Annotated in this window: 19 protein-coding genes; 5 read left to right on the top strand and 14 right to left on the bottom strand. The window is 48.3% G+C overall.

The window, feature by feature from the left end; all coding sequences use genetic code 11:
- Window positions 1-341 precede the first annotated feature (341 nt).
- The 4 genes from AK963_RS01145 (at window position 342) to AK963_RS01130 (ending at window position 3,320) form a co-directional block, all read left to right on the top strand.
- Window positions 342-920: an LPS-assembly lipoprotein LptE gene (locus AK963_RS01145; RefSeq protein WP_066013345.1), complete on the top strand. Its 579-nt coding sequence runs from the start codon at window positions 342-344 to the stop codon at window positions 918-920.
- Entirely contained in the window at window positions 917-1,966 is a 1,050-nt protein-coding gene (holA, locus tag AK963_RS01140; RefSeq protein ID WP_066013344.1) for a DNA polymerase III subunit delta, read from the top strand. Before AK963_RS01145 ends, holA begins: the two co-directional genes overlap by 4 nt.
- Before the next feature lie 230 nt (window positions 1,967-2,196).
- Entirely contained in the window at window positions 2,197-2,634 is a 438-nt protein-coding gene (locus AK963_RS01135; RefSeq protein WP_066013342.1) for a hypothetical protein, read from the top strand.
- A gap of 71 nt (window positions 2,635-2,705) precedes the next feature.
- Window positions 2,706-3,320, top strand: a complete 615-nt coding sequence (locus AK963_RS01130) for a LysE family translocator (RefSeq protein WP_066013341.1) — start codon at window positions 2,706-2,708, stop codon at window positions 3,318-3,320.
- Between the two features lie 47 nt (window positions 3,321-3,367).
- Here the strand turns inward: AK963_RS01130 and ilvD are convergent, their stop codons facing one another.
- From ilvD to AK963_RS01095, 7 genes are all read right to left on the bottom strand, one after another.
- A complete protein-coding gene (gene ilvD / locus AK963_RS01125; protein WP_066013340.1) occupies window positions 3,368-5,209 on the bottom strand; it encodes a dihydroxy-acid dehydratase in 1,842 nt (613 codons plus the stop codon).
- A 240-nt stretch (window positions 5,210-5,449) separates the two neighbouring features.
- Window positions 5,450-6,160 carry a DUF3581 family protein gene (locus AK963_RS01120; RefSeq protein WP_066013339.1) on the bottom strand — a complete coding sequence of 237 codons (711 nt, stop codon included), beginning with the start codon at window positions 6,158-6,160 and terminating at the stop codon, window positions 5,450-5,452.
- A 507-nt stretch (window positions 6,161-6,667) separates the two neighbouring features.
- Window positions 6,668-7,678 carry a lipoyl synthase gene (gene lipA, locus AK963_RS01115; protein ID WP_066013381.1) on the bottom strand — a complete coding sequence of 337 codons (1,011 nt, stop codon included), beginning with the start codon at window positions 7,676-7,678 and terminating at the stop codon, window positions 6,668-6,670.
- A gap of 126 nt (window positions 7,679-7,804) precedes the next feature.
- Window positions 7,805-8,533, bottom strand: a complete 729-nt coding sequence (lipB, locus tag AK963_RS01110) for a lipoyl(octanoyl) transferase LipB (protein ID WP_238593608.1) — start codon at window positions 8,531-8,533, stop codon at window positions 7,805-7,807.
- Window positions 8,533-8,799, bottom strand: coding sequence for an HP0495 family protein (locus AK963_RS01105; RefSeq protein WP_066013378.1), 267 nt, complete (start codon window positions 8,797-8,799; stop codon window positions 8,533-8,535). Before AK963_RS01105 ends, lipB begins: the two co-directional genes overlap by 1 nt.
- Before the next feature lie 117 nt (window positions 8,800-8,916).
- Complete coding sequence (locus AK963_RS01100) at window positions 8,917-10,110, bottom strand: D-alanyl-D-alanine carboxypeptidase family protein (protein ID WP_083232380.1); 1,194 nt, start codon at window positions 10,108-10,110, stop codon at window positions 8,917-8,919.
- 154 nt (window positions 10,111-10,264) lie between these two features.
- Window positions 10,265-10,717, bottom strand: a complete 453-nt coding sequence (locus AK963_RS01095; protein ID WP_066013338.1) for a GNAT family N-acetyltransferase — start codon at window positions 10,715-10,717, stop codon at window positions 10,265-10,267.
- A 267-nt stretch (window positions 10,718-10,984) separates the two neighbouring features.
- Here AK963_RS01095 and AK963_RS01090 point away from each other — a divergent pair, with 267 nt between their 5' ends.
- Entirely contained in the window at window positions 10,985-11,392 is a 408-nt protein-coding gene (locus AK963_RS01090; RefSeq protein WP_139117185.1) for a hypothetical protein, read from the top strand.
- 35 nt (window positions 11,393-11,427) lie between these two features.
- Here AK963_RS01090 and AK963_RS36525 read toward each other — a convergent pair whose 3' ends face one another.
- From AK963_RS36525 to AK963_RS01055, 7 genes are all read right to left on the bottom strand, one after another.
- Window positions 11,428-12,306: a septal ring lytic transglycosylase RlpA family protein gene (locus tag AK963_RS36525; protein ID WP_139117184.1), complete on the bottom strand. Its 879-nt coding sequence runs from the start codon at window positions 12,304-12,306 to the stop codon at window positions 11,428-11,430.
- A 300-nt stretch (window positions 12,307-12,606) separates the two neighbouring features.
- Window positions 12,607-13,677, bottom strand: coding sequence for a lytic murein transglycosylase B (gene mltB, locus AK963_RS01080; RefSeq protein ID WP_066013333.1), 1,071 nt, complete (start codon window positions 13,675-13,677; stop codon window positions 12,607-12,609).
- A 133-nt stretch (window positions 13,678-13,810) separates the two neighbouring features.
- Window positions 13,811-14,956, bottom strand: a complete 1,146-nt coding sequence (gene rodA / locus AK963_RS01075; protein WP_066013332.1) for a rod shape-determining protein RodA — start codon at window positions 14,954-14,956, stop codon at window positions 13,811-13,813.
- On the bottom strand, window positions 14,956-16,821 hold the full coding sequence (gene mrdA, locus AK963_RS01070) for a penicillin-binding protein 2 (protein WP_066013330.1): 1,866 nt from the start codon (window positions 16,819-16,821) through the stop codon (window positions 14,956-14,958). The genes rodA and mrdA overlap by 1 nt, the downstream gene beginning before the upstream one ends.
- 216 nt (window positions 16,822-17,037) lie before the next feature.
- Complete coding sequence (gene rlmH / locus AK963_RS01065) at window positions 17,038-17,505, bottom strand: 23S rRNA (pseudouridine(1915)-N(3))-methyltransferase RlmH (RefSeq protein ID WP_066013328.1); 468 nt, start codon at window positions 17,503-17,505, stop codon at window positions 17,038-17,040.
- Window positions 17,505-17,852, bottom strand: coding sequence for a ribosome silencing factor (rsfS, locus tag AK963_RS01060; protein ID WP_066013325.1), 348 nt, complete (start codon window positions 17,850-17,852; stop codon window positions 17,505-17,507). Before rsfS ends, rlmH begins: the two co-directional genes overlap by 1 nt.
- A gap of 302 nt (window positions 17,853-18,154) precedes the next feature.
- Window positions 18,155-19,393, bottom strand: coding sequence for a glutamate-5-semialdehyde dehydrogenase (locus AK963_RS01055; protein WP_066013323.1), 1,239 nt, complete (start codon window positions 19,391-19,393; stop codon window positions 18,155-18,157).
- Between the last annotated feature and the right edge of the window lie 83 nt (window positions 19,394-19,476).

The following is a 19,476-nucleotide window of genomic DNA, read 5'->3' as shown; positions in this document are numbered from 1 at the left end:
GAGCAACGCAGAATGGCGCAAACCGTGGGCGGCCCTTCTGGTTGATAACTCAAGCACTCATACTGCGTTGAATGACTTGAACATGGAACCACCATGCCCTGCGTCGTTCGCCTTTATGCCCTTTGGGTATTGCCTGAAAGCTTGTGTTATCAACTGGTCTCATGGCTAATAGAGAACGCCCCCTAATTTTCTTTTTTCTGCTCACCTTCCTCATGGTAGAGTTACAGGTCTAATAGATTATCCTCCCCATATAAGTTCAGATACACGCATGCAATCTGCAAAGCTTTTGGGGCTAATGAATTTGACGACCTGAAGTATCATTGGTGGACCACGGAGAGATCATGACCTACACCTTTCGTTCAGTGAGCATGCTGGCTCTGCTGCTGTTAACCAGCCTGTTAACTGCCTGTGGCTTCCACCTGAGAGGAGAAATGAGTACTGGCGGTGAGATCAAACAGTTGTCAATCGCTGGCAATGACCCTGTCTATATTCGCCACCTCTCCAGAGCCATTGAACGCAGTGGAATCAACATCAATGACCAGGCTCCCTGGCAAATTAACATCGTCAAGGTCGAGCGTGATGTTGATCAGCAAACCGTTGCCAGCGCAGGCTATTTTGAGCAGAGAATTGCCATGAAAGTGGCCTACCAGTTACAGACCTCCTCAGGCCTTCCTCTGTCCTCTCCAGTTCAGTTAACACGTGAGCGCTACATTACCCAGAATCAGGACGCCCCAAATGCGGCCGAATCAGAACAATCTATTATCCTTTCTGAGCTGCACCAGGAGCTGATCGCAACAACCCTGCGCCGGATTCACAACCTTTCTGAGGCGGAGCTTTCAGAAGCAGCTAAAAAGGCCAGAGATGCAGCGAAAGCACAACAGCTGGAAAACAGTGAATCGGACCGGACCACCCAACCTTGAAGCTTCGTATTGACCAACTGAAAGCACAGCTCAATAAACAGCTGGCTCCTGTCTACATTGTCAGTGGTGATGAGCCACTTCAGGTTGCTCAGTGCTGTGATCAGATCCGAAAACATGCCAGAGACACCGGTTTTTCTGAGCGCCATGTTTATCATGTTGAAAGCGGGTTTGACTGGGGGGATTTTCTCAGCACGGCAAACAGCCTGTCCCTGTTTGCCCAGAAGCAGATACTTGAGCTTCGGATACCCAATGGCAAGCCTGGGGATGCAGGCAGTAAAGCGCTTCTGGAATACATCAGCCACCCCTCACCAGACAACCTGCTGCTGATGATCACGGATCGGCTGGATAACACTCTGCAGAAATCAAAATGGTTCAAGGCCCTGGAACATGCTGGTGTATTTATTCCCATCTGGCCCATCGAGTCTGGACAGTTACCGAGCTGGCTCAATCAACAGCTTAAAATGGATGGCTACAAAGCAACGCCAGATGCCCTGAACCTGATTGCCGAGCGGGTGGAAGGTAATCTTCTGGCGGCATCCCAGGAACTGGAAAAACTCAAGCTTCTTGCAAAAGACAAAACCATTGATGAAGCTACCGTGCGCGAAGCAGTGTCCGATAATGCCCGATATGATGTATTCCAACTGCTGGATACTGCTCTCGAAGGCAATATCAAACAGTGTGTGCGCATTCTTGGCATTCTGAAAGGTGAGGGCATCGAGCCTCCGATCATTCTATGGGCACTGGCCAGGGAGATCCGCCTGCTCAGCCACCTCAGTCGCCAGATATCCCGCGGGCTTTCCACTGATCTGGCCATTGAGCAGTCCGCAAAAGCTCTGGGTTTTGCTCCATTCATGCTGAAACGCAGAAAATCACTTCTGGAAAAGGCCATTCGTCGAAGCAGTGAACGAAACCTGCGTCAAATGCTGCTTACCACGGGAAAGATTGATCGCTGCATCAAAGGGTTAGATAAAGGAAATGCCTGGGATGAACTGCTTACCCTGACCCTGAATCTGGCCGGCTTACCCCCTATACAGGTCATTCCCTGAATCCAAAAAGGCAGTTGGGTCTAATAAATCGAGCATTTTAGGTTACCTGCACAGGAGCAATGGCCGAAAGAGCCTCCAGCAAGAAATCTGAAATATCCTGACTTCCTATGATTAGCTGCTTCCAGGCAAGTTATTCACATGCCCCCTCAACACTGCCGGTGAACATGCAATGGAACCTAATCTGGTACGTACGGTCAAATAAAAAAATAATGTTTAATGGACTATGCAGTATGGCTAGACCTTTTCTTTTTGAAAAACCATCTTTGAATGGCATATTTTGGTGGGATAACAATAACATCCCCAGCTACCTCATGAACTCTGACATTGAGAAGGCACTTAATACTTTTCGCCAGATGGAGGAGTTCCTGTACATTGAGTTCGATCAGGGCAGGCCTACTTATGTATTTCTGATGGAAGACATATGTCCGTATACCCCATACGATAAGGTGATAGTCTCCATTACGGACCGGAGCGATATGAAATATGTCTTTGTGTACAACGACCCCCGGCCAGAAGAACGGTGGTGGATTGTTTACCAGCCCATTAATGAGTCTGGGGTGCCCATCAGCACCGAACGGTGTGTAGGCTGGTTTATTGATGAGTATGTAGCTTTGGAAAAGGCCAGAGATATACTGTCCAAACCAGACAGAACCAGCAAAGTGAATTAAACCCCGTAGGCAAAGTGTCGCAACGCGTTATACTTAGCAACTCATAAAACAACACATAAAGTAGTAGTGCAATGACAGCCTCTTCATGGTTATCCCTCTTAGCCATTTGTGTACTTGGTGCAATATCACCGGGCCCAAGTCTGGCAGCAGTAATGAAAAGTACCGTGCAGGGTTCCAGAGCCCATGGGCTGGTTACTTCCATTTCCCATGCCCTGGGAATTGGTATCTATGCTTTTCTGGTAGCTGCAGGTATCGGGGTTGTGATCACTGAAACGCCCTGGCTCTATAAATTTATTACCTATGCTGGATCTGCCTATCTGGCCTGGATGGGGTATAAGGCAATTACTTCCTCATCCTCATTAATAAAAGACAACCATCAGTTACAACAACAACTAAGCCTGAAACAGGCGGCAGTTGATGGCTTTCTGGTCTCGTTCCTGAACCCTAAGATTGCCGTATTCTTCCTGGCGCTGTTCAGCCAGTTTGTGACGCCTGAGTCGACGGTAATGACTCAGATACTGATGGCCTCCATTGCAACCCTCTGCGATGGTGTCTGGTATTGCATGATTGCGTCAGTAGCAGGTCATGGAAAAGTACTGCCAGCTCTACGAAAAAGAGCCACACTGATCAACCGGCTGTGTGGCATCCTGTTGATTCTGGTGGCTCTTCGTATCTTGTGTATGTAATAGGCAGCTGACTTCTATTGAAGTCAGCTATTTTTCCCTTAACAGGCTCAGTCAAAAAGGGTCAAGTCCCGAACGGCCCCTTTATCCGCACTGGTTACCATGCGCGCATAAGCTTTAAGAGCGGTAGATACCTTTCTTGGACGAGGTTTAACCGGCTTCCAGGCATCTTTTCCTTTTGCTTCCATAGCGGCACGTCGCTCTGCCAACTCTTCATCAGATAACCTGACATCAATACTGCGATTAGGGATATCAATCCGGATAATATCTCCACTCTCTACCAGGCCGATGGCGCCACCAGAAGCAGCCTCTGGAGAAGCATGTCCGATGGATAGACCTGAAGTGCCGCCCGAGAAACGTCCATCCGTCAGCAGAGCGCAGGCCTTACCCAATCCTTTTGACTTCAGATAGCTGGTCGGATAGAGCATTTCCTGCATACCAGGACCACCTTTTGGTCCTTCATAGCGGATAATCACAACTTCACCAGGCTTAACCCGATCTTCCAGAATATCGCTGACCGCGCCTTCCTGACTTTCACAGACATGCGCAGGGCCTTCGAAGACCAGGTTATCATCATCAACTCCCGAGGTTTTGACGACACAACCATCGACAGCAATGTTGCCATAAAGGACAGCAAGGCCACCTTCAGAACTGAAAGCATGCTCAAGAGTACGAATGCAGCCATCAGCCCGGTCATCATCCAGTGTTTCCCAGCGATAATCCTGACTGAATGCTTCTGTAGTACGAATACCGGCAGGACCTGCCTTAAAGAACGTTTTTACGGACTCATCACTGGTCTGGATAATATCCCAATGGGACAGTGCTTCACTGACTCTGGTGCTGTGTACCATGGGAATATCATTGTGCAATAACCCGGCACGATCCAGCTCACCAAGGATCCCCATCACACCACCTGCCCGGTGGACATCTTCCATATGATATTTCTGGGTATTTGGGGCTACCTTGCATAGCTGGGGAATCCGACGGGACAACTCGTCAATATTGCGCATATCGAAGGGTATGCCACCTTCCTGAGCAGCAGCCAGCAGGTGAAGGATGGTATTGGTCGAACCACCCATGGCGATGTCCAGACTCATGGCATTTTCAAACGCCTTGAAACTGGCGATCGATCTTGGCAAAACACTATCGTCATCGTTTTCATAATAACGTCGGGTGACATCAACAATACGGCGAGCGGCTTCCAGGAAAAGCTGTTCACGGTCAGCGTGAGTAGCCAGCATGGAGCCATTACCCGGCAGGGAGAGACCAAGCGCTTCGGTCAGACAGTTCATGGAGTTGGCGGTGAACATCCCCGAGCAGGAACCACAGGTTGGACAGGCTGAACGTTCATACTCTGCAACGGTTTCATCATCCGCATCTGAAGCCGCAATAACCATGGCATCCACAAGATCAAGGCCGTGCTGAGCCAGCTTGGTTTTACCCGCTTCCATTGGGCCACCGGAAACGAAAACCACCGGGATGTTCAGGCGCATGGCCGCCATCAACATTCCCGGGGTGATTTTGTCACAGTTGGAAATACACACCAGTGCATCAGCAGTATGGGCGTTGACCATATACTCAACAGAGTCAGCAATGATATCCCGGCTGGGTAACGAATAGAGCATGCCATCATGCCCCATTGCGATACCATCATCCACGGCAATGGTGTTGAACTCTTTCGCAACACCTCCATGCTTCTCAATTTCACGGCAAACCAGCTGCCCCATGTCCTTCAAGTGAACATGGCCAGGCACGAACTGGGTAAATGAGTTGGCCACAGCAATAATGGGCTTGTTGAAATCCCCGTCGTTCATTCCAGTTGCCCGCCATAGTGCACGGGCTCCGGCCATATTACGGCCATGGGTTGATGTTCTGGAGCGATAGGCTGGCATGAAACAGTCCCTCTACTGACGTTCGATCGCAAAGCTCTCGATCTAATAAAGATTGTTCTGGTATCTGTCTGTATACGGTGACTTTATAGGCGAGTCACCACATTCCCTTGCTGACGGGGTTTTCATCGCCATCCAATGGCGGCCGGTTAGAATATCAAAATTCAGCCGGTTTGTCTGACACTATGGATCAACAACTGGAATAGAAGCCACTCTTCAAAGTCTTTACTGGAAAAAAGACGTTTAGCTGACAAATTGATGCTGCCGCGCAATGTGCTTTTCAATCATGATATCAATGGCTTCCTGATCGTAGGGTCTCAAGCCGGAAAGAATCATGGTTTTCTCCCCCATACCTACCACATCACCATTTTCACGGTAGATAAAGTTCAGCGTGACCTTACCCCGCTTGCCATTCACGTCCAAAGTTGCTCCGGCAGCTTCCAGATGCGGGTTTACCAGGTCAACTCGCTCCATTTTCAAGGTCATACTGTCGTAGATGACCAGCGGTTTGATCGTATTGATCATTACACCATGGGACTTCATCAGAGGCACAAAGACATTGGGAAAATTCTCACCAGAGAAAGCAACATAACTGCGCACCAGCTGTTCAATCATCGACGTATCATGACTGCAGGCTCCGTGGCGCTCAATATCCAGATACATCTTGCCTGCAAGGTCATAAATACTCTTATGCCCTTTATCGTTGGTGCAGATTTCAAGCTCAACACCATCGGTGACCATACCATTGAAAGTGACACGCATATCACTGTAAAGCCCTTCACTCAGGAGGATCTTGGCAAATAGCAGATCACCCGGAACACAGAATCTGGAATTATCCACATCGTGGAGTGGGTTAAAGTCATTGGCAATGCGCTTCGCAAACTGGCTGGCCTGCTCACGGGTAAACGAAAACCGGTTGTCTGCCAGAGAGGTACAGTATTGATCAATAAACATAGTGTTAAGGCTGGATTCCTGCCGCAGTCATCCCCTTAGCCAGGCAGTATTGATTGCTTCTGGCTACTGGATGTTCAGTCATTAGTGACAAATGCCCATGGTAAAACAGCGAACATTCTACCCTGCTCTCGCCACTTATAGCGGATCGCTATAATTATCTACCCAGTAAATGCTAATGGGCGAGAAAAACGGCATACTAGAGTACACCCTGTGGGAGCCGCAATTTCAGGGTAGATATCATAAGTTAGCCGACAACCGTAAACCTACCAGTAAATCGTAGTTTTTTGTTTACCGATTGTTATATAAGTTCAGCACGATTATTAGCCACCATTCTTAGAATTGGCCATTTCTGATAATGGAGGGGTGCTAGCAATAGCTCCAACTGTAGCTATTAAACTGATATTAATGCTTTTTTTATTCGCAGAGCGAACGGTTAATTCTCAGTATGAACAGAATTTACTGAGTGTATGGCAAAAAACATAACAGCCATACACTACAGAAAGCCTTTTAAAGACCCACGTTATTTTTCTGCAACACCTGTTCCGCACGATAGCTGGATCGTACCAAAGCACCGGAAACCACCTCCAGAAAGCCTTTTTCAAGCCCCCACTGTCGGTATTTTTCAAACTCTTCCGGTGTCACATAACGCTCAATAGGGAGATGATTGACGGTTGGCTGCAGGTACTGGCCAAACGTTACAATATCGACATTAATGGCTCTCAGGTCATCAAGGGCTTCAAGAATCTCTTCATCGGTTTCACCGAGCCCTAGCATCAGGCTGGTTTTCGTCAGTACATCAGGGCGATATTTCTTGGCATGTTCCAGCACTGCCAGTGTCTGCTCATAACTGGCCCTGGGATCTCGCACCGGGTGAGTCAGTCGGCGAACGGTTTCTACATTCTGAGCAAAGACCGCTATAGGGCTATCCACAACCGTTTCAACATGGGACATAACCCCAAGAAAATCAGGAGTCAGAACCTCTACATCAGTCCCCGGGTTTTCCTCCTTAACCTTGCGAACCACAGCGGCATAATGTCCGGCACCACCATCCGGCAGGTCATCCCGGTTCACCGAAGTCAGAACCAGGTATTTCAGATTCATCAGCTTAACTGAATTAGCGGTATGCTGCGGTTCATCATGATCCAGCCACCCCTTGGGGTTACCGGTATTCACAGCACAGAACCGGCAGGCTCTGGTGCAGGTATCGCCCATCAACATGATGGTCGCAGTACCAGAACTCCAGCATTCGTTGATATTCGGGCACATAGCCTCTTCACAGACCGTACTGAGCTTATGCTCATGAACGGTACTTTTGACGTCTTTGTACTTTGTGCCGTGACTTGCTTTTATTCTAAGCCAGGATGGTTTCCGCTGAATCGGGGCATGCTGCCCTCCGGCGCTTGCTTTAATGCCATTTTTAATCGCCGTGATACCTTTGTCATTTACAAACTTGGTACCACTTTCTATCTTGATGCTACCGTCGATCTGCACGGTAGGAATAATCTGTTCCGGCTTCATCCGCTGGCTTTCTCCGGCGGGGCCGCTATCTAATAGCTCTCGCCTGTCTAACGGCTCATGACCGTTGTTTTCAGAATGAGTAGACATGCCCCCCCCTGTTATCTTTGTGTACTGCTAACTGAGTCGTTACGCTACCGACCCATTATGCCCGCTATCTACGGGTAACTCATCACTGGCCGTTCTCTCATCAATATTGATGTAGTTTAGTGCTTCCTGAAAGCATACCAGCAAACGTCGACTCACTTCCTCTATATCGACATTTCCCAGAAGTGATGCCATATCCACCACATCGAGTCCCGGATAGCCACAGGGATTAATGCGATTAAAGGGTTCCAGGTCCATATCTACATTCAGGCTAAGCCCATGGTAGGAGCACATTTTACGGAACCGAAGCCCAAGGGATGCAATCTTGGCACCATTGACATAAACACCAGGCGCATCCGGTTTGTTCTGCGCCTCGATCCCATAACTGGCAAGCATCTCAATGACTGCAGCTTCCAATCCAGAAACCACTGCCCTGGGACCACTCTTCTTTCGCCGCACATCCATCAGGAAATAAAAGACCAGCTGTCCCGGGCCATGATAAGTAACCTGACCACCACGATCTACCTGAATAACAGGAATATCTCCCGGAAAAAGAACATGTTCAGGCTTGCCGGCCTGTCCCTGAGTGAAAACCGGTGGATGCTCTACCACCCAGAATTCATCCTGCGTCTGATCATCCCTGCTAGCTGTAAAGTCTTTCATCGCTCGCCAGACAGGCTCGTAGTTTCTCCGCCCGAGATAACGAACGATCAGGTCATTTCCCGTACTGTCAGACTGTTTAGTGCTTTCAACCATCAAAGCCCTGTCCATTACAAAACCATCTGAATACGGCCACTGGCTTTCAAGTCTTCAAAGAGTGCCTGCAACTGAGGTTCACCCGTTGCATGAATAACGACCGTCGCGGACATGTACTTGCCATTTCGGCTGGTTTTCATCTTTGCATGGCCATCGAAGTCCGGTGCGTGTTTTGCCACCACCCTCAGAACAAAATCTTTATAATCGGGAGCGGAGTGCCCTACGATACGAATAGGGTAATCACAGGGGAATTCAATTTTTGGGGCTTGTGGCTCTTTCATAACCATCTACCTACATCATTGTCGGACTGTAAATAGTAAAAAGCGCTGCACCCTTTCTGGGAATACAGCGCTTTTCACGCTTTTCTCTACACATCACCTTCTGCCAAGGCAGACAGGTTATGCAAACAGCCCGGTAAAGAACAAGACAACACTATCCCAGATACGCTTGAAGAAACCGCCTGGCTCAACAGCCTGCTGAGCAACCAGCGGCACTTCACGAACCAGCTCATCTTCCAGCATGACTTTTACTGAACCAATGGTTTGACCTTTCTCTATAGGCGCTTCAAGCTTTGGATCGATAGTCAGAGAAGCAGTTAGGTTCTTCCCCGTACCTCTTGGTACAGTGACAATCAGGTCCTCAGTAATACCAGCGGTAATTTCACTGACATCCCCTTTCCAGACCTTAACGGTTTGCAGAGGCTCGCCACCTTTTTTCACGTCCACGTTTTCAAAGAAGCGGAAACCATAAGTCAGCAGTTTCTGTGCATCATCGGCACGCTGTTTCTCGCTCCTGGAGCCTAACAGCACAGCAATCAGGCGACGATCATCACGCTCAGAGGTTACTGCCAGATGATAACCAGTATCTTCAATATGTCCGGTCTTCAGACCATCTACATAGGGGTTGGTCCAGAGCAGGCGGTTACGGTTTGCCTGACGACGCAGGGGTTTGCCGGTTTTTTTATCCACACCGTACTGATAATACTTCTCAGCGTACCAGCCGTAGTATTCCGGATAGTCCAGAACGATATGCTTGCTAAGAATGGCCAGGTCACGGGCTGTTGAGTAATGGTCATCGGCAGGCCAGCCAGAAGCATTCTGGAACAGCGTGTTTTTCATACCAAGACGCTGGGCAGTACTGGTCATCAATTGAGCAAATGCGCCCTCGCTTCCAGCGATGTGTTCAGCAACGGCAACACTGGCATCATTACCAGAAACGATAATGATACCTTTCAGCAGCTCTTCAACCGGGACTCGTTCCCCAACTTCAATAAACATAGTGGAACCGCCCAGGCTCCATGCTTTTTCGCTGACCAGAACCTTATCATCACGGTTGATGTTGCCTGCCGCCATTTCCATTTCGGCCAGATAAGCTGTCATCATCTTGGTCAGGCTGGCTGGATGCATGGGCTCATCGGGACTCTGTGAGGCCAGTACTTCACCACTGGCTGCGTCCATCAGAATATAACTCTTCAGGGACACTTCCGGTGGCGAAGGAATCTGTCCAAAAGCACTGGCCTGGCCTGCGAAAACAAGACCAGCCATGGTCAACGCTCCCAGCCAACGGCGGGGAGATAAAATTCTTTTGCTCATGCAGGTAAATGCTCTGAGTATATGGATTTCCATCATTATAATGTTCAAGTCTTTAGAGGTTAACTGCGACTTACAACGACTGATAACAATTCATCGAGCATGTTAGCACAGCAGATCTTCCGGCAAGTCAGAAGCGAGTAGGCATATAGTAAGACTATATGCTCATGAGGAATATTTTTTTCCCATGATGGATACCGTCACTAAACGTGCTCCAACCCAACTTCTCATAAAAACTGACCTGATCTGGAGTATACAGGAATAGCGGACCCAAGTTCTGCTGCTCTGCATACCCCATTGCCACCTTTACCAGCTGCTGACCGTAGCCATGCCCTCGCTTCGAAGGTTCTACATAGACATTGGCCAGCCATGGTGAAAGCTTCGGATAGTTTGGCAGGTCCTCTTTGAGAATGCTGACAGATCCCCATACACGCCCTCCCCCTGAAAGCACCCAGGTTTGAGGGATAACGTCTGCCAGTAAAGATGCTTCCATATCCTCCCGAAAGTCACGCAAATCACTCTCAGGATATAAAGCCCCCCACTCATTATAATGCCACCATGCAACCGTTTCGATACATGAAGGCAGGTCTTTCAAATTAACAATTTTCATCAGAATTAATAGCAAAGAAATCTATCACCATGATTGTACCCCAAAGTACCGAAAAACCTGCCCCCTCAGAAAACAGGATAGATAAAAAAACGCTACAGCCTTTATATATAAAGGCCTGTAGGTAACAACAAATTATCTGGCAAGGTTTCAAAACGCCCTCTATTTTTACGGTATGAATACACGACTATGAGCCAGCAATGTCTTTCAACCGTATCAGATATAAATAATTCTATGATTCATAAAGCATGGGAAAGTGGGAGTGACATAATGTTAAATGAAGACTTGTACGAGTGTCTGATTGAACTCGGCATCAATGAGTCTAAAGCGCGGGCAGCAGCAAAAGAGAATGCCAAGCTGACGGAAATGGGTGAAGATATTGTCACCATAAGGCAAACGGTATTCGAACTCACCCGCCAGAGCAGTGGTATGAATGAGCGCCTGATCAATGTTGAAGAGTTAATGAAAGCGTTGATTCAGCGTATTAACAGTATGGAGCAGTGGCAAACTCAAACTGATGACCATTTGACAGGTTTCGAGGGGCGCCTGACGGGTGTAGAAGGGAAACTGATCAGTGTTGCAGGAAGGTTAACCGGTGTTGAAGACCGCCTCACTCGTGTAGAAGATGAACTCGCCGAAATCAAAGGCATGCTGAAAATACTCGTTGATCGAGAATAGGACAGATGTGATCCATCCTACCCGCACCACAGACCTTATGGCGCTCTGACCACCTGTTCAGACTGTTCTGCTTCTACTTCAGTCGCAGTCTTTTCAGAAGATCTTGCATCACCGATGGACTTTTCATAGACAGGCTTTTCATAAACCAGGTAGGGTGGTGAAAACTCAGCAGAGCTTAACCCTTCCAGCAACTCCTCCAGATGCTCTGGACTTTCAACCGGACCAATTCTCACCCGATAAAGAGGCTCTGATTCATCCCCCTTGACCACTTTCGCCTGAACGCCAATTCGAGAAAAGAGATCCCGGCGTAAAAGCTGCGCATTATGATAGTTTTTAAAGGCGGCCAGTTGCAGGTAGAGCAAATCACCATCCCGCTCATGAGCAGGAGAACGGGCAAATGTCTCCGGATCAATGCCTTCTATCGCCACATTGGCCAGCCCTGAATCAGCAAAACCCAGTTTTTTTGCGGCAACATAAGAAAGATCAATCAGTCGATCGCCATGAAATGGCCCGCGGTCATTTACCCGCACAACCACCGATTGACCATTTTCAAGATTGGTTACCTTGACATAGGATGGCAATGGCAATGTTTTATGGGCTGCCGTCATCTTGAACATATCATAGATTTCACCGTTAGCCGTCTGCTTCCCATGAAACTTAGTGCCATACCATGAAGCCTGGCCATCTTCTGCATAACCATTGGCAGACGCCATTGGCTGATAGTGCACCCCACCCAGGGTATAAGGTGTATTTTTAAGAGGAACCTGTATCGGCGTTGGGATAGCGTCAGGAATGGTACTGACATCAACGGAATCAGCAGGCGGGCCGTCCTGAATTTTTGTACTACTACAACCAGTCAAGGCTAAAAGCAACACTGCAGGAACTAACCTGAATACAAGGGTGTTAATGCCCATGATTTTCCTCATTGATACAAAGCCTGAGAGACAGGCTCCAGATCGTCCCAATTGATCAAACATATTTTTCAACATTAACAACCAATATTCCTAAACGAGGGCTCGTTATCCCTCAGCCATAAGCGCAATTTATCACACCAGCTCACAGGCCATCCCCAAGGCCTGGAGCACCATGTTCAAGTTGCTCAACATTGAAACAGCCTGTGTGGCCAAACCGGGTTAATATGTTTGACCGCCCTAGAATACTCACTTTACAGTGAGTATTCTGAAAAGATCACCCAGCTCAAGCGAATGAAGTAATCACCCCTGCTTCCCCTTCACGGCCTGGTTTTTTAATGCCAAAGACCGGTTATAACTATCCTTCACCTCTCTGGCCAGCTGATAAACGGCAAGAGCATACATTTGGCTACGATTATAGCGGGTAATAACATAAAAATTATGAAGTCCGACCCAATACTCAGCTCCAGCAGTACCTTCATGCCTCATCGCCAGCACTTTTGAGGATTTTGGCACCATTTTCGGAACAGCCCACCCAGCCTTTTGAACAAGACTCAGTTTTTTATCCGGTTTCAATCCTGAAGAGACGATCTGGTCATGCTTAATGCCTGAAACCTTTGCTTGAACTGCGACACCATTTCCATATTTCCAACCGTGTTTCTGCAGATAGTTTGCAACACTGGCTATGGCATCTTCATCACTTCGCCAGATATTTGCCTGCTGATCTCCCGTATAATCAACCGCGTAAGCACGGTAGCTGGACGGCATAAACTGTGGAATCCCCATGGCTCCTGCATAGGATCCAGTCAGCTCATCAACGTCCAGATTCTGTTCACGGGTCAGTAGCAGGAAATTTTTCAGTTCTTTTCGAAAGAACTCACCTCTTCGGGGAAAATCAAACCCCAGTGTAGTGAGTGCATCCAGAACCTTAAAGCCACCTGTCTGGCGACCGTAGTAGGTTTCTACACCAATAATCGCCACGATAATATTGGCAGGAACCCCCAGCTCCTTTTCAACACGGGCAAGCGTTTCTGCATTTTCTTCCCAGAAACTGACCCCTTTCGCTATTCTTTCTGGCGTGATAAATATCTTGCGGTAGTCTTTCCACTCCAAAGTACCTTCTGCAGGACGACTGATAAGCTCCAGAGCCCGTTCAGAGCGCTCTGCCTTGGCTAGAACGTGCTCAAGCTCTGTCCGTGAAAAACTATGCTCAGCTACCAACTCATCAATAAAAGCATCAACATCCTGCCTGCCCAGATAATCACTGTCTTGATTTTCCTGAGCTGAAGCATAGGAAACAGGTGTAGCAGCCACTGCTGCCATCAGCAGGCTACCACGAACAACTCGACGGAATACCCCAGGAAAATTTTTCATGTATCCGTACCTTTTCAAAAATAACAAACTCAGGGTTCTCCCACAGACTAATACAGCTGCAACAATACTTAACCAACCCTGTCTCTACATTAATCGACAGTGGTTTTGAATTCTATGGTAGAAAGGTAAAGATCTATCGGGAAACCCCCAAGAAAGAGCGATGCGTATGTATCGACATCAGGAGACCAAAACCAGCCAGCAATGTCAGCAAAGAAGTTCCTCCCCGACTGACCATTGGTAAAGGAACGCCAACCACCGGCAAAAGCCCGCTGACCATTCCAATGTTCACAAAGATATATACAAAGAAAGTCAGGGTAATACTGCCGGCCAATAAACGTCCGAACAGAGTCTGGGCATTTAGCGTTATAAATATTCCCCGCCCCAGTATCAGAGTGTAGAGAACAAAAAGTACCAGACACCCCAGCAGGCCAAACTCTTCCGCAAGAACGGCAATAATAAAATCCGTATGACTCTCTGGCAAAAAGTCGAGATGAGATTGAGTTCCCTGTAACCAGCCCTTGCCATAAAGCCCTCCAGAACCAATGGCGATTGTGGATTGTATGATATTCCAGCCGGCTCCCCATGGGTCACTTTCAGGGTTTAGAAATGTCAGCACCCTCCTCTTCTGATAGTCATACATAAAGAACTGCCAGAGCACATAGATCGCAGGTACAGCAAGGCATATTACAGAAAATATGATACGTTTTCGCAAACCAGCCAGCAGTAAAACAAACATACCCGAAGCACCAATCAAAATTGACGTACCAAGGTCAGGTTGCTTGGCAATAAGCACCACCGGAACAGCAATAATAATCAGCGAGAAAATGACATCTTTAAAAGAGGGAGGCAGTGGACGCCGAGCCAGAAAAGCCGCCATGGTAATGGGCATTATCAGCTTGATCACCTCCGATGGCTGAAACCGGAAACCAGGCAGCTGAATCCAGCGCTGTGCGCCTTTGGAGTGAACTCCCATGAACAGCACTGCCAGTAATAGCAGCACCCCTCCCACATAAAACCACTTGGCCCACTGCATTAGCATTCTCGGCGGAATCTGGGCCACGATCAGCATTCCGGTCAGACTGATGCCCAGGTAGGTAGCCTGTCGAATAACAACAGACATATCCCTGCCAGTCGCACTGTAGAGAATAAAGAGGCCCGCTCCACAGAGTAAAAGCAAAAAACCAAGCAGCACAAAATCAATATGCCATCGCATGGATAGTCCCGGGCTGCGACCAAACCCGTGGAGATCAATCTGGCGGACAAAATCCTGGTTAGCCATTACTTCTCTCCTTTCGCTTGATTATTCTCGGCACTTAATCGTGGCAACAGGTAAGAGTCCATGACCTTTCTGGCGACATTAGAAGCACCATTACTGTTCTCCAGTATCACAGCAACAGCTATCTGTGGATCATCTACAGGAGCAAACGCTACAAACAAACTGTGGTCTCGCTCGAACTCTTTCAACTTCTCCGCATCATACTCCTCACCCTGGGCAATACTGACCACCTGAGCTGTACCCGTTTTACCGGCCATACGATATTTTAGCCCCCGACCAATTCGCCAGTTCGCGGTCCCCCTTGGAGAGTGAATAACATCTTCCATGGCCTTGATAATGAGTTCCCAGTTTTTGGCTTCCGCCTCGGGAGTCCGACCAATTTTGATGTCCCCCCCCCAGAATTCGCCCTGGATTTCAGGAATGTCTTCTTTCACCAGGCGAGGCTGAACATACTTACCTCGGTTTGCAATAAGCGCCGTCGACTCTGCCAACTGCAAGGGAGTTGCCAGCATATAGCCCTGCCCAATGATCGCAATGACCGTTTCCCCCGGATACCAGGGTTGACCATAGGCACCTCGCTTCCACTCTCTGGAGGGCAGCAGGCCTGGACGCTCTTCCCTTATATCAATGCCGGTTCTGTGGCCAAACCCAAATTGATCAGCAAAGTCATGGAGATTATCGATACCCAGCTTCCCAGCCTGAATATAGAAATAGGTATCATTCGATACTGTTATCGCTCGAGGCAAATCAACCCATCCATGACCAGAGCGTTTCCAGTTGCGAAAACGGTGGTCACTGCCCGGCAGCTGAAACCAGCCTTTGTCAAAAATTTTATCCTCTGGTTTAACCACATCATTCGCCAGCAGCGCAAGCCCCATAACCGGCTTTACCGTGGAAGCCGGAGGATACTCTCCTAATGAAGCTCGATTGTACAATGGCCGCTCGATATCTCTGTTTAGCGCATTGTACGTTTTACTATCAATACCAGTAACAAACAGATTAGGGTCAAATGATGGATTACTGGCCATTGCCAGCACCCCTCCGGTCTTCGGATCCATAGCAACCAAAGCCCCTCTACGGCCATTGATTGCCTCAATTGCTACCTTCTGCAGCTCAATATCCAGATACAGGTTAAGATCCTGACCGGCCTCCGGACTATCCTTTTTCAACACTCTCAATACCCGGCCACGAGCATTGGTTTCTACTTCCTGATGGCCAGGCTTACCCAGTAGTACAGACTCATAAGAGCGCTCGACACCAATCTTTCCAGTGGTATGAGTGCCGGAGTAAAGGGCTGGATCCAGACGCTTCAAGTCCTGATCATTAATTCGGCCTACATAGCCGATGCTGTGTGCAAAATTCTTTCCTTCGGGGTACTGCCGAATCAGTTCAGCATTAATATCTACACCCGGCAAACGGAAAAGGTTCACTGAAATCTGGGCAATCTCTTCTGAAGTAAGATCAAACTTAAGAGGAACGGCCTCATAAGGTCGACGTCGCTTAATTCGTTGATGAAAACGCTGCAGCTCCCCCTCAGTCAGAGGCAAAATATTGTCAATATCATCCAGCAAACCATCAAGATCTTTTGTCTGCTCTCGAACAATCGACAGTATATGACTGGGCTTGTTAACGGCAAGGAGCCTGCCATTCGTATCGTAAATCAAGCCACGGGTAGGGGGGATTGGTTGAACCAGTACACGGTTCTCATCCGATTGCGTGGATAGCTCATTGTAGCGAACAACCTGAAGATAGAAGAGGCGGGAAATCAGTCCCACACCAAGGAGCGCCATAAAGCCAATGGCAACCCAAATCCGGATATTTACCAGTCTTTTTTCTGCCCCATGGTCCTTTAAGGTATCCTGCGGCATGTTATATCTCAGTCATCAGTCGTATGATCAAAAGGCTGCTCTTAATATATCAACCAATGCATCAACCGATACATTAACCTGTTAATATACAAGGATTAAACGTAAAAAATGCAGTGTTTCCCAAGAGAAAAAACACTGCATTTCATATAAAAACACTCGCTCGCCCTTCACTTTTACTTGAGTGAAAGTACTTCGTCAATCACGGTTACATCAGTTTTACTTGTGGTAAGGATGATTGTGAAGAATGCTCCAGGCTCTGTAGACCTGCTCAGCCACAACAACTCTGACAAGCGGGTGAGGAAGTGTTAGTGGAGACAGTGACCAGCGCAGATCCGCCTTTGCCAGGCATGATGAATGCAAACCTTCCGGCCCGCCGACCAGCAGACTGACATTCCGGCCACTATGAAGCCACGCCCCCATATTGTCCGCCAGTTGCTCTGTGCTCCAGACCTTCCCCATAATTTCCATGGTGACAATCAGGTCGCCTGAACCCACTGCGGCAAGCATCTGGCCAGCCTCTTTCTCCTGAAGGCGATTAATGTCAGAACCTTTACTGCGCTTACCAAGAGGAATCTCAACAAGCTCCAGTTTCACGTCCACACCGAGCCGGCGACTATATTCTTTATAGCCCTCTTCAACCCAGCCAGGCATTTTTGAGCCAACAGATATCAGCCGAATTCGCATCAGGAAGGCTCAGCAGCAACCAGGTCCGCACTATCCCAAAGTCTTTCCAGATCATAAAACTGCCGGGTAGCTGGAAGCATCAGGTGTACAACAACATCTCCTAGATCTACCAGAACCCACTCAGACTTGTCCTGACCTTCAACCCCTAAAGGTCGAGCACCATTTTTCTTACACTGCTCAATAACATTATCCGCCAGCGACTTCACATGACGGTTAGATGTACCACAGGCAATCACCATATAATCGGTAACACTGGTTTGACCCGAAACATTCAAACAGGTGATTTCATTACCTTTTACTTCTTCGATAGCTTCTACAACAAGCTGTTTTAACTCATCAGAATGCATAGACTGCAAAATTAACCTCGTATTGACGACCCAGTAGAACATGGTTTTTTACCATGTACCAAATCAGGCCATTTAAACCGGGCAGGCTCTCAGCATTAATCATAGAAGTCAATGCCCGATACGCGCCAGAGGCGGAAATCCACTAGCAGGACGGTAACAGGTCTGCTTTTATAGCAACCATTACCCTTTAAACCCTGAGAGGCCGGGGGCAACTACATATCACGAAGCCCCCTTTTACATTAAACAGCCAGTTTATATTACAGTACGATTTAAACCACTAACGCATAAATCGCAAAACAATATTACTGACGAATATGGCCATCCCCAAGAACCACATATTTTTGCGAAGTCAGCCCTTCAAGACCAACAGGCCCCCGAGCATGGATTTTGTCGGTAGAGATACCAATTTCAGCACCTAACCCATATTCAAACCCGTCGGCAAAGCGGGTTGACGCATTAACCATAACAGAGCTTGAATCAACTTCCCGCATAAAACGGCGGGCACGAGTAAAGTCTTCAGTCACGATAGCATCGGTATGGTGAGAGCCATAGCGATTGATATGAGCAATCGCTTCATCCATATCCAGGACCACTTTAATGGCCAGAACGGGGCCAAGGTACTCTTCCGACCAGTCATCTTCTGTTGCTGCTACTGCGCTGGGCAGAATCTCACAGGTAACAGGACACCCTCTCAGCTCAACCCTTTTCTGGGAATAAAGCCCAGAAAGCTCGCGCAGTAAAGGCTGAGCCACATCCTGATGCACCAGCAGTGTTTCCATCGCATTGCACACACCATAACGATGGGTTTTCGCATTCATGGCTATCCGGACAGCCTTGGTATGATCGGCTCGATCATCCAGATAGACATGACAGACACCATCCAGATGTTTAATCACCGGTACACGGGCTTCAGCACTGATGCGCTCAATCAGCCCTTTGCCACCACGAGGTACGATCACATCAACATACTCAGGCATGGTAATCAGCACACCGACAGCTGCACGGTCGACCGTTTCAACCACCTGAACCGCATCTTCAGGCAGTCCTGCCTGAGCCAGTCCCTGATGAATACACTGGGCAATAGCCTGATTAGAGTGAATGGATTCACTGCCTCCGCGGAGAATGACGGCATTGCCTGATTTCAGACAAAGGCTCGCTGCTTCGACGGTGACGTTCGGACGGGATTCATAAATAATGCCAATAACTCCCAGTGGAACCCGCATTTTACCTACCTGAATACCACTGGGCACATATTTCATGTCATCAATCGTGCCGATGGGGTCCGGCAGGGCTGCCACCTGACGGAGACCTTCAATCATGGTATCAATTCCGGCATCGGTAAGCTCAAGGCGATCCAGCATGGCTGCATCAAGTCCACGTTCCCGGCCAGCATCCAGGTCCCGAGTATTGACAAATTTCAGCTGTGAACGATCCGCTTCAAGTGCGTCTGCTATCGCCAGAAGTGCCTTGTTTTTAATCGCAGTATCAGCAACAGCCATTTCCTTACTGGCCTGCCGGGCTCTTTGACCCAGTCCATGCATGTACTCCGTCACTTGATCAGCCAACGTCTTTTCTCCCGGCAATCTTCATCACCACTATCGTTTATTCTCTGCAATAAAGGGCT

Origin of the sequence: Endozoicomonas atrinae, assembly GCF_001647025.1 — a bacterium.
Classification (GTDB): Bacteria; Pseudomonadota; Gammaproteobacteria; order Pseudomonadales; family Endozoicomonadaceae; genus Endozoicomonas; species Endozoicomonas atrinae.
The sequence above is the reverse complement of the archived record's forward strand: the minus strand, read 5'-3'. Positions and strand labels throughout refer to the sequence as shown.

Excerpts from the sequence above, each read along its gene's own strand:
- AK963_RS01145 (WP_066013345.1), top strand. The coding sequence starts at position 342 with ATGACCTACACCTTTCGTTCAGTGAGCATGCTGGCTCTGCTGCTGTTA.
- AK963_RS01135 (WP_066013342.1), top strand. The coding sequence starts at position 2,197 with ATGGCTAGACCTTTTCTTTTTGAAAAACCATCTTTGAATGGCATATTT.
- AK963_RS01130 (WP_066013341.1), top strand. The coding sequence starts at position 2,706 with ATGACAGCCTCTTCATGGTTATCCCTCTTAGCCATTTGTGTACTTGGT.
- ilvD (WP_066013340.1), bottom strand. The coding sequence starts at position 5,209 with ATGCCAGCCTATCGCTCCAGAACATCAACCCATGGCCGTAATATGGCC.
- AK963_RS01120 (WP_066013339.1), bottom strand. The coding sequence starts at position 6,160 with ATGTTTATTGATCAATACTGTACCTCTCTGGCAGACAACCGGTTTTCG.
- lipA (WP_066013381.1), bottom strand. The coding sequence starts at position 7,678 with ATGAAGCCGGAACAGATTATTCCTACCGTGCAGATCGACGGTAGCATC.
- lipB (WP_238593608.1), bottom strand. The coding sequence starts at position 8,533 with ATGGACAGGGCTTTGATGGTTGAAAGCACTAAACAGTCTGACAGTACG.
- AK963_RS01105 (WP_066013378.1), bottom strand. The coding sequence starts at position 8,799 with ATGAAAGAGCCACAAGCCCCAAAAATTGAATTCCCCTGTGATTACCCT.
- AK963_RS01100 (WP_083232380.1), bottom strand. The coding sequence starts at position 10,110 with ATGAGCAAAAGAATTTTATCTCCCCGCCGTTGGCTGGGAGCGTTGACC.
- AK963_RS01095 (WP_066013338.1), bottom strand. The coding sequence starts at position 10,717 with ATGAAAATTGTTAATTTGAAAGACCTGCCTTCATGTATCGAAACGGTT.
- AK963_RS01090 (WP_139117185.1), top strand. The coding sequence starts at position 10,985 with ATGTTAAATGAAGACTTGTACGAGTGTCTGATTGAACTCGGCATCAAT.
- AK963_RS36525 (WP_139117184.1), bottom strand. The coding sequence starts at position 12,306 with ATGGGCATTAACACCCTTGTATTCAGGTTAGTTCCTGCAGTGTTGCTT.
- mltB (WP_066013333.1), bottom strand. The coding sequence starts at position 13,677 with ATGAAAAATTTTCCTGGGGTATTCCGTCGAGTTGTTCGTGGTAGCCTG.
- rodA (WP_066013332.1), bottom strand. The coding sequence starts at position 14,956 with ATGGCTAACCAGGATTTTGTCCGCCAGATTGATCTCCACGGGTTTGGT.
- mrdA (WP_066013330.1), bottom strand. The coding sequence starts at position 16,821 with ATGCCGCAGGATACCTTAAAGGACCATGGGGCAGAAAAAAGACTGGTA.
- rlmH (WP_066013328.1), bottom strand. The coding sequence starts at position 17,505 with ATGCGAATTCGGCTGATATCTGTTGGCTCAAAAATGCCTGGCTGGGTT.
- rsfS (WP_066013325.1), bottom strand. The coding sequence starts at position 17,852 with ATGCATTCTGATGAGTTAAAACAGCTTGTTGTAGAAGCTATCGAAGAA.
- AK963_RS01055 (WP_066013323.1), bottom strand. The coding sequence starts at position 19,393 with ATGCATGGACTGGGTCAAAGAGCCCGGCAGGCCAGTAAGGAAATGGCT.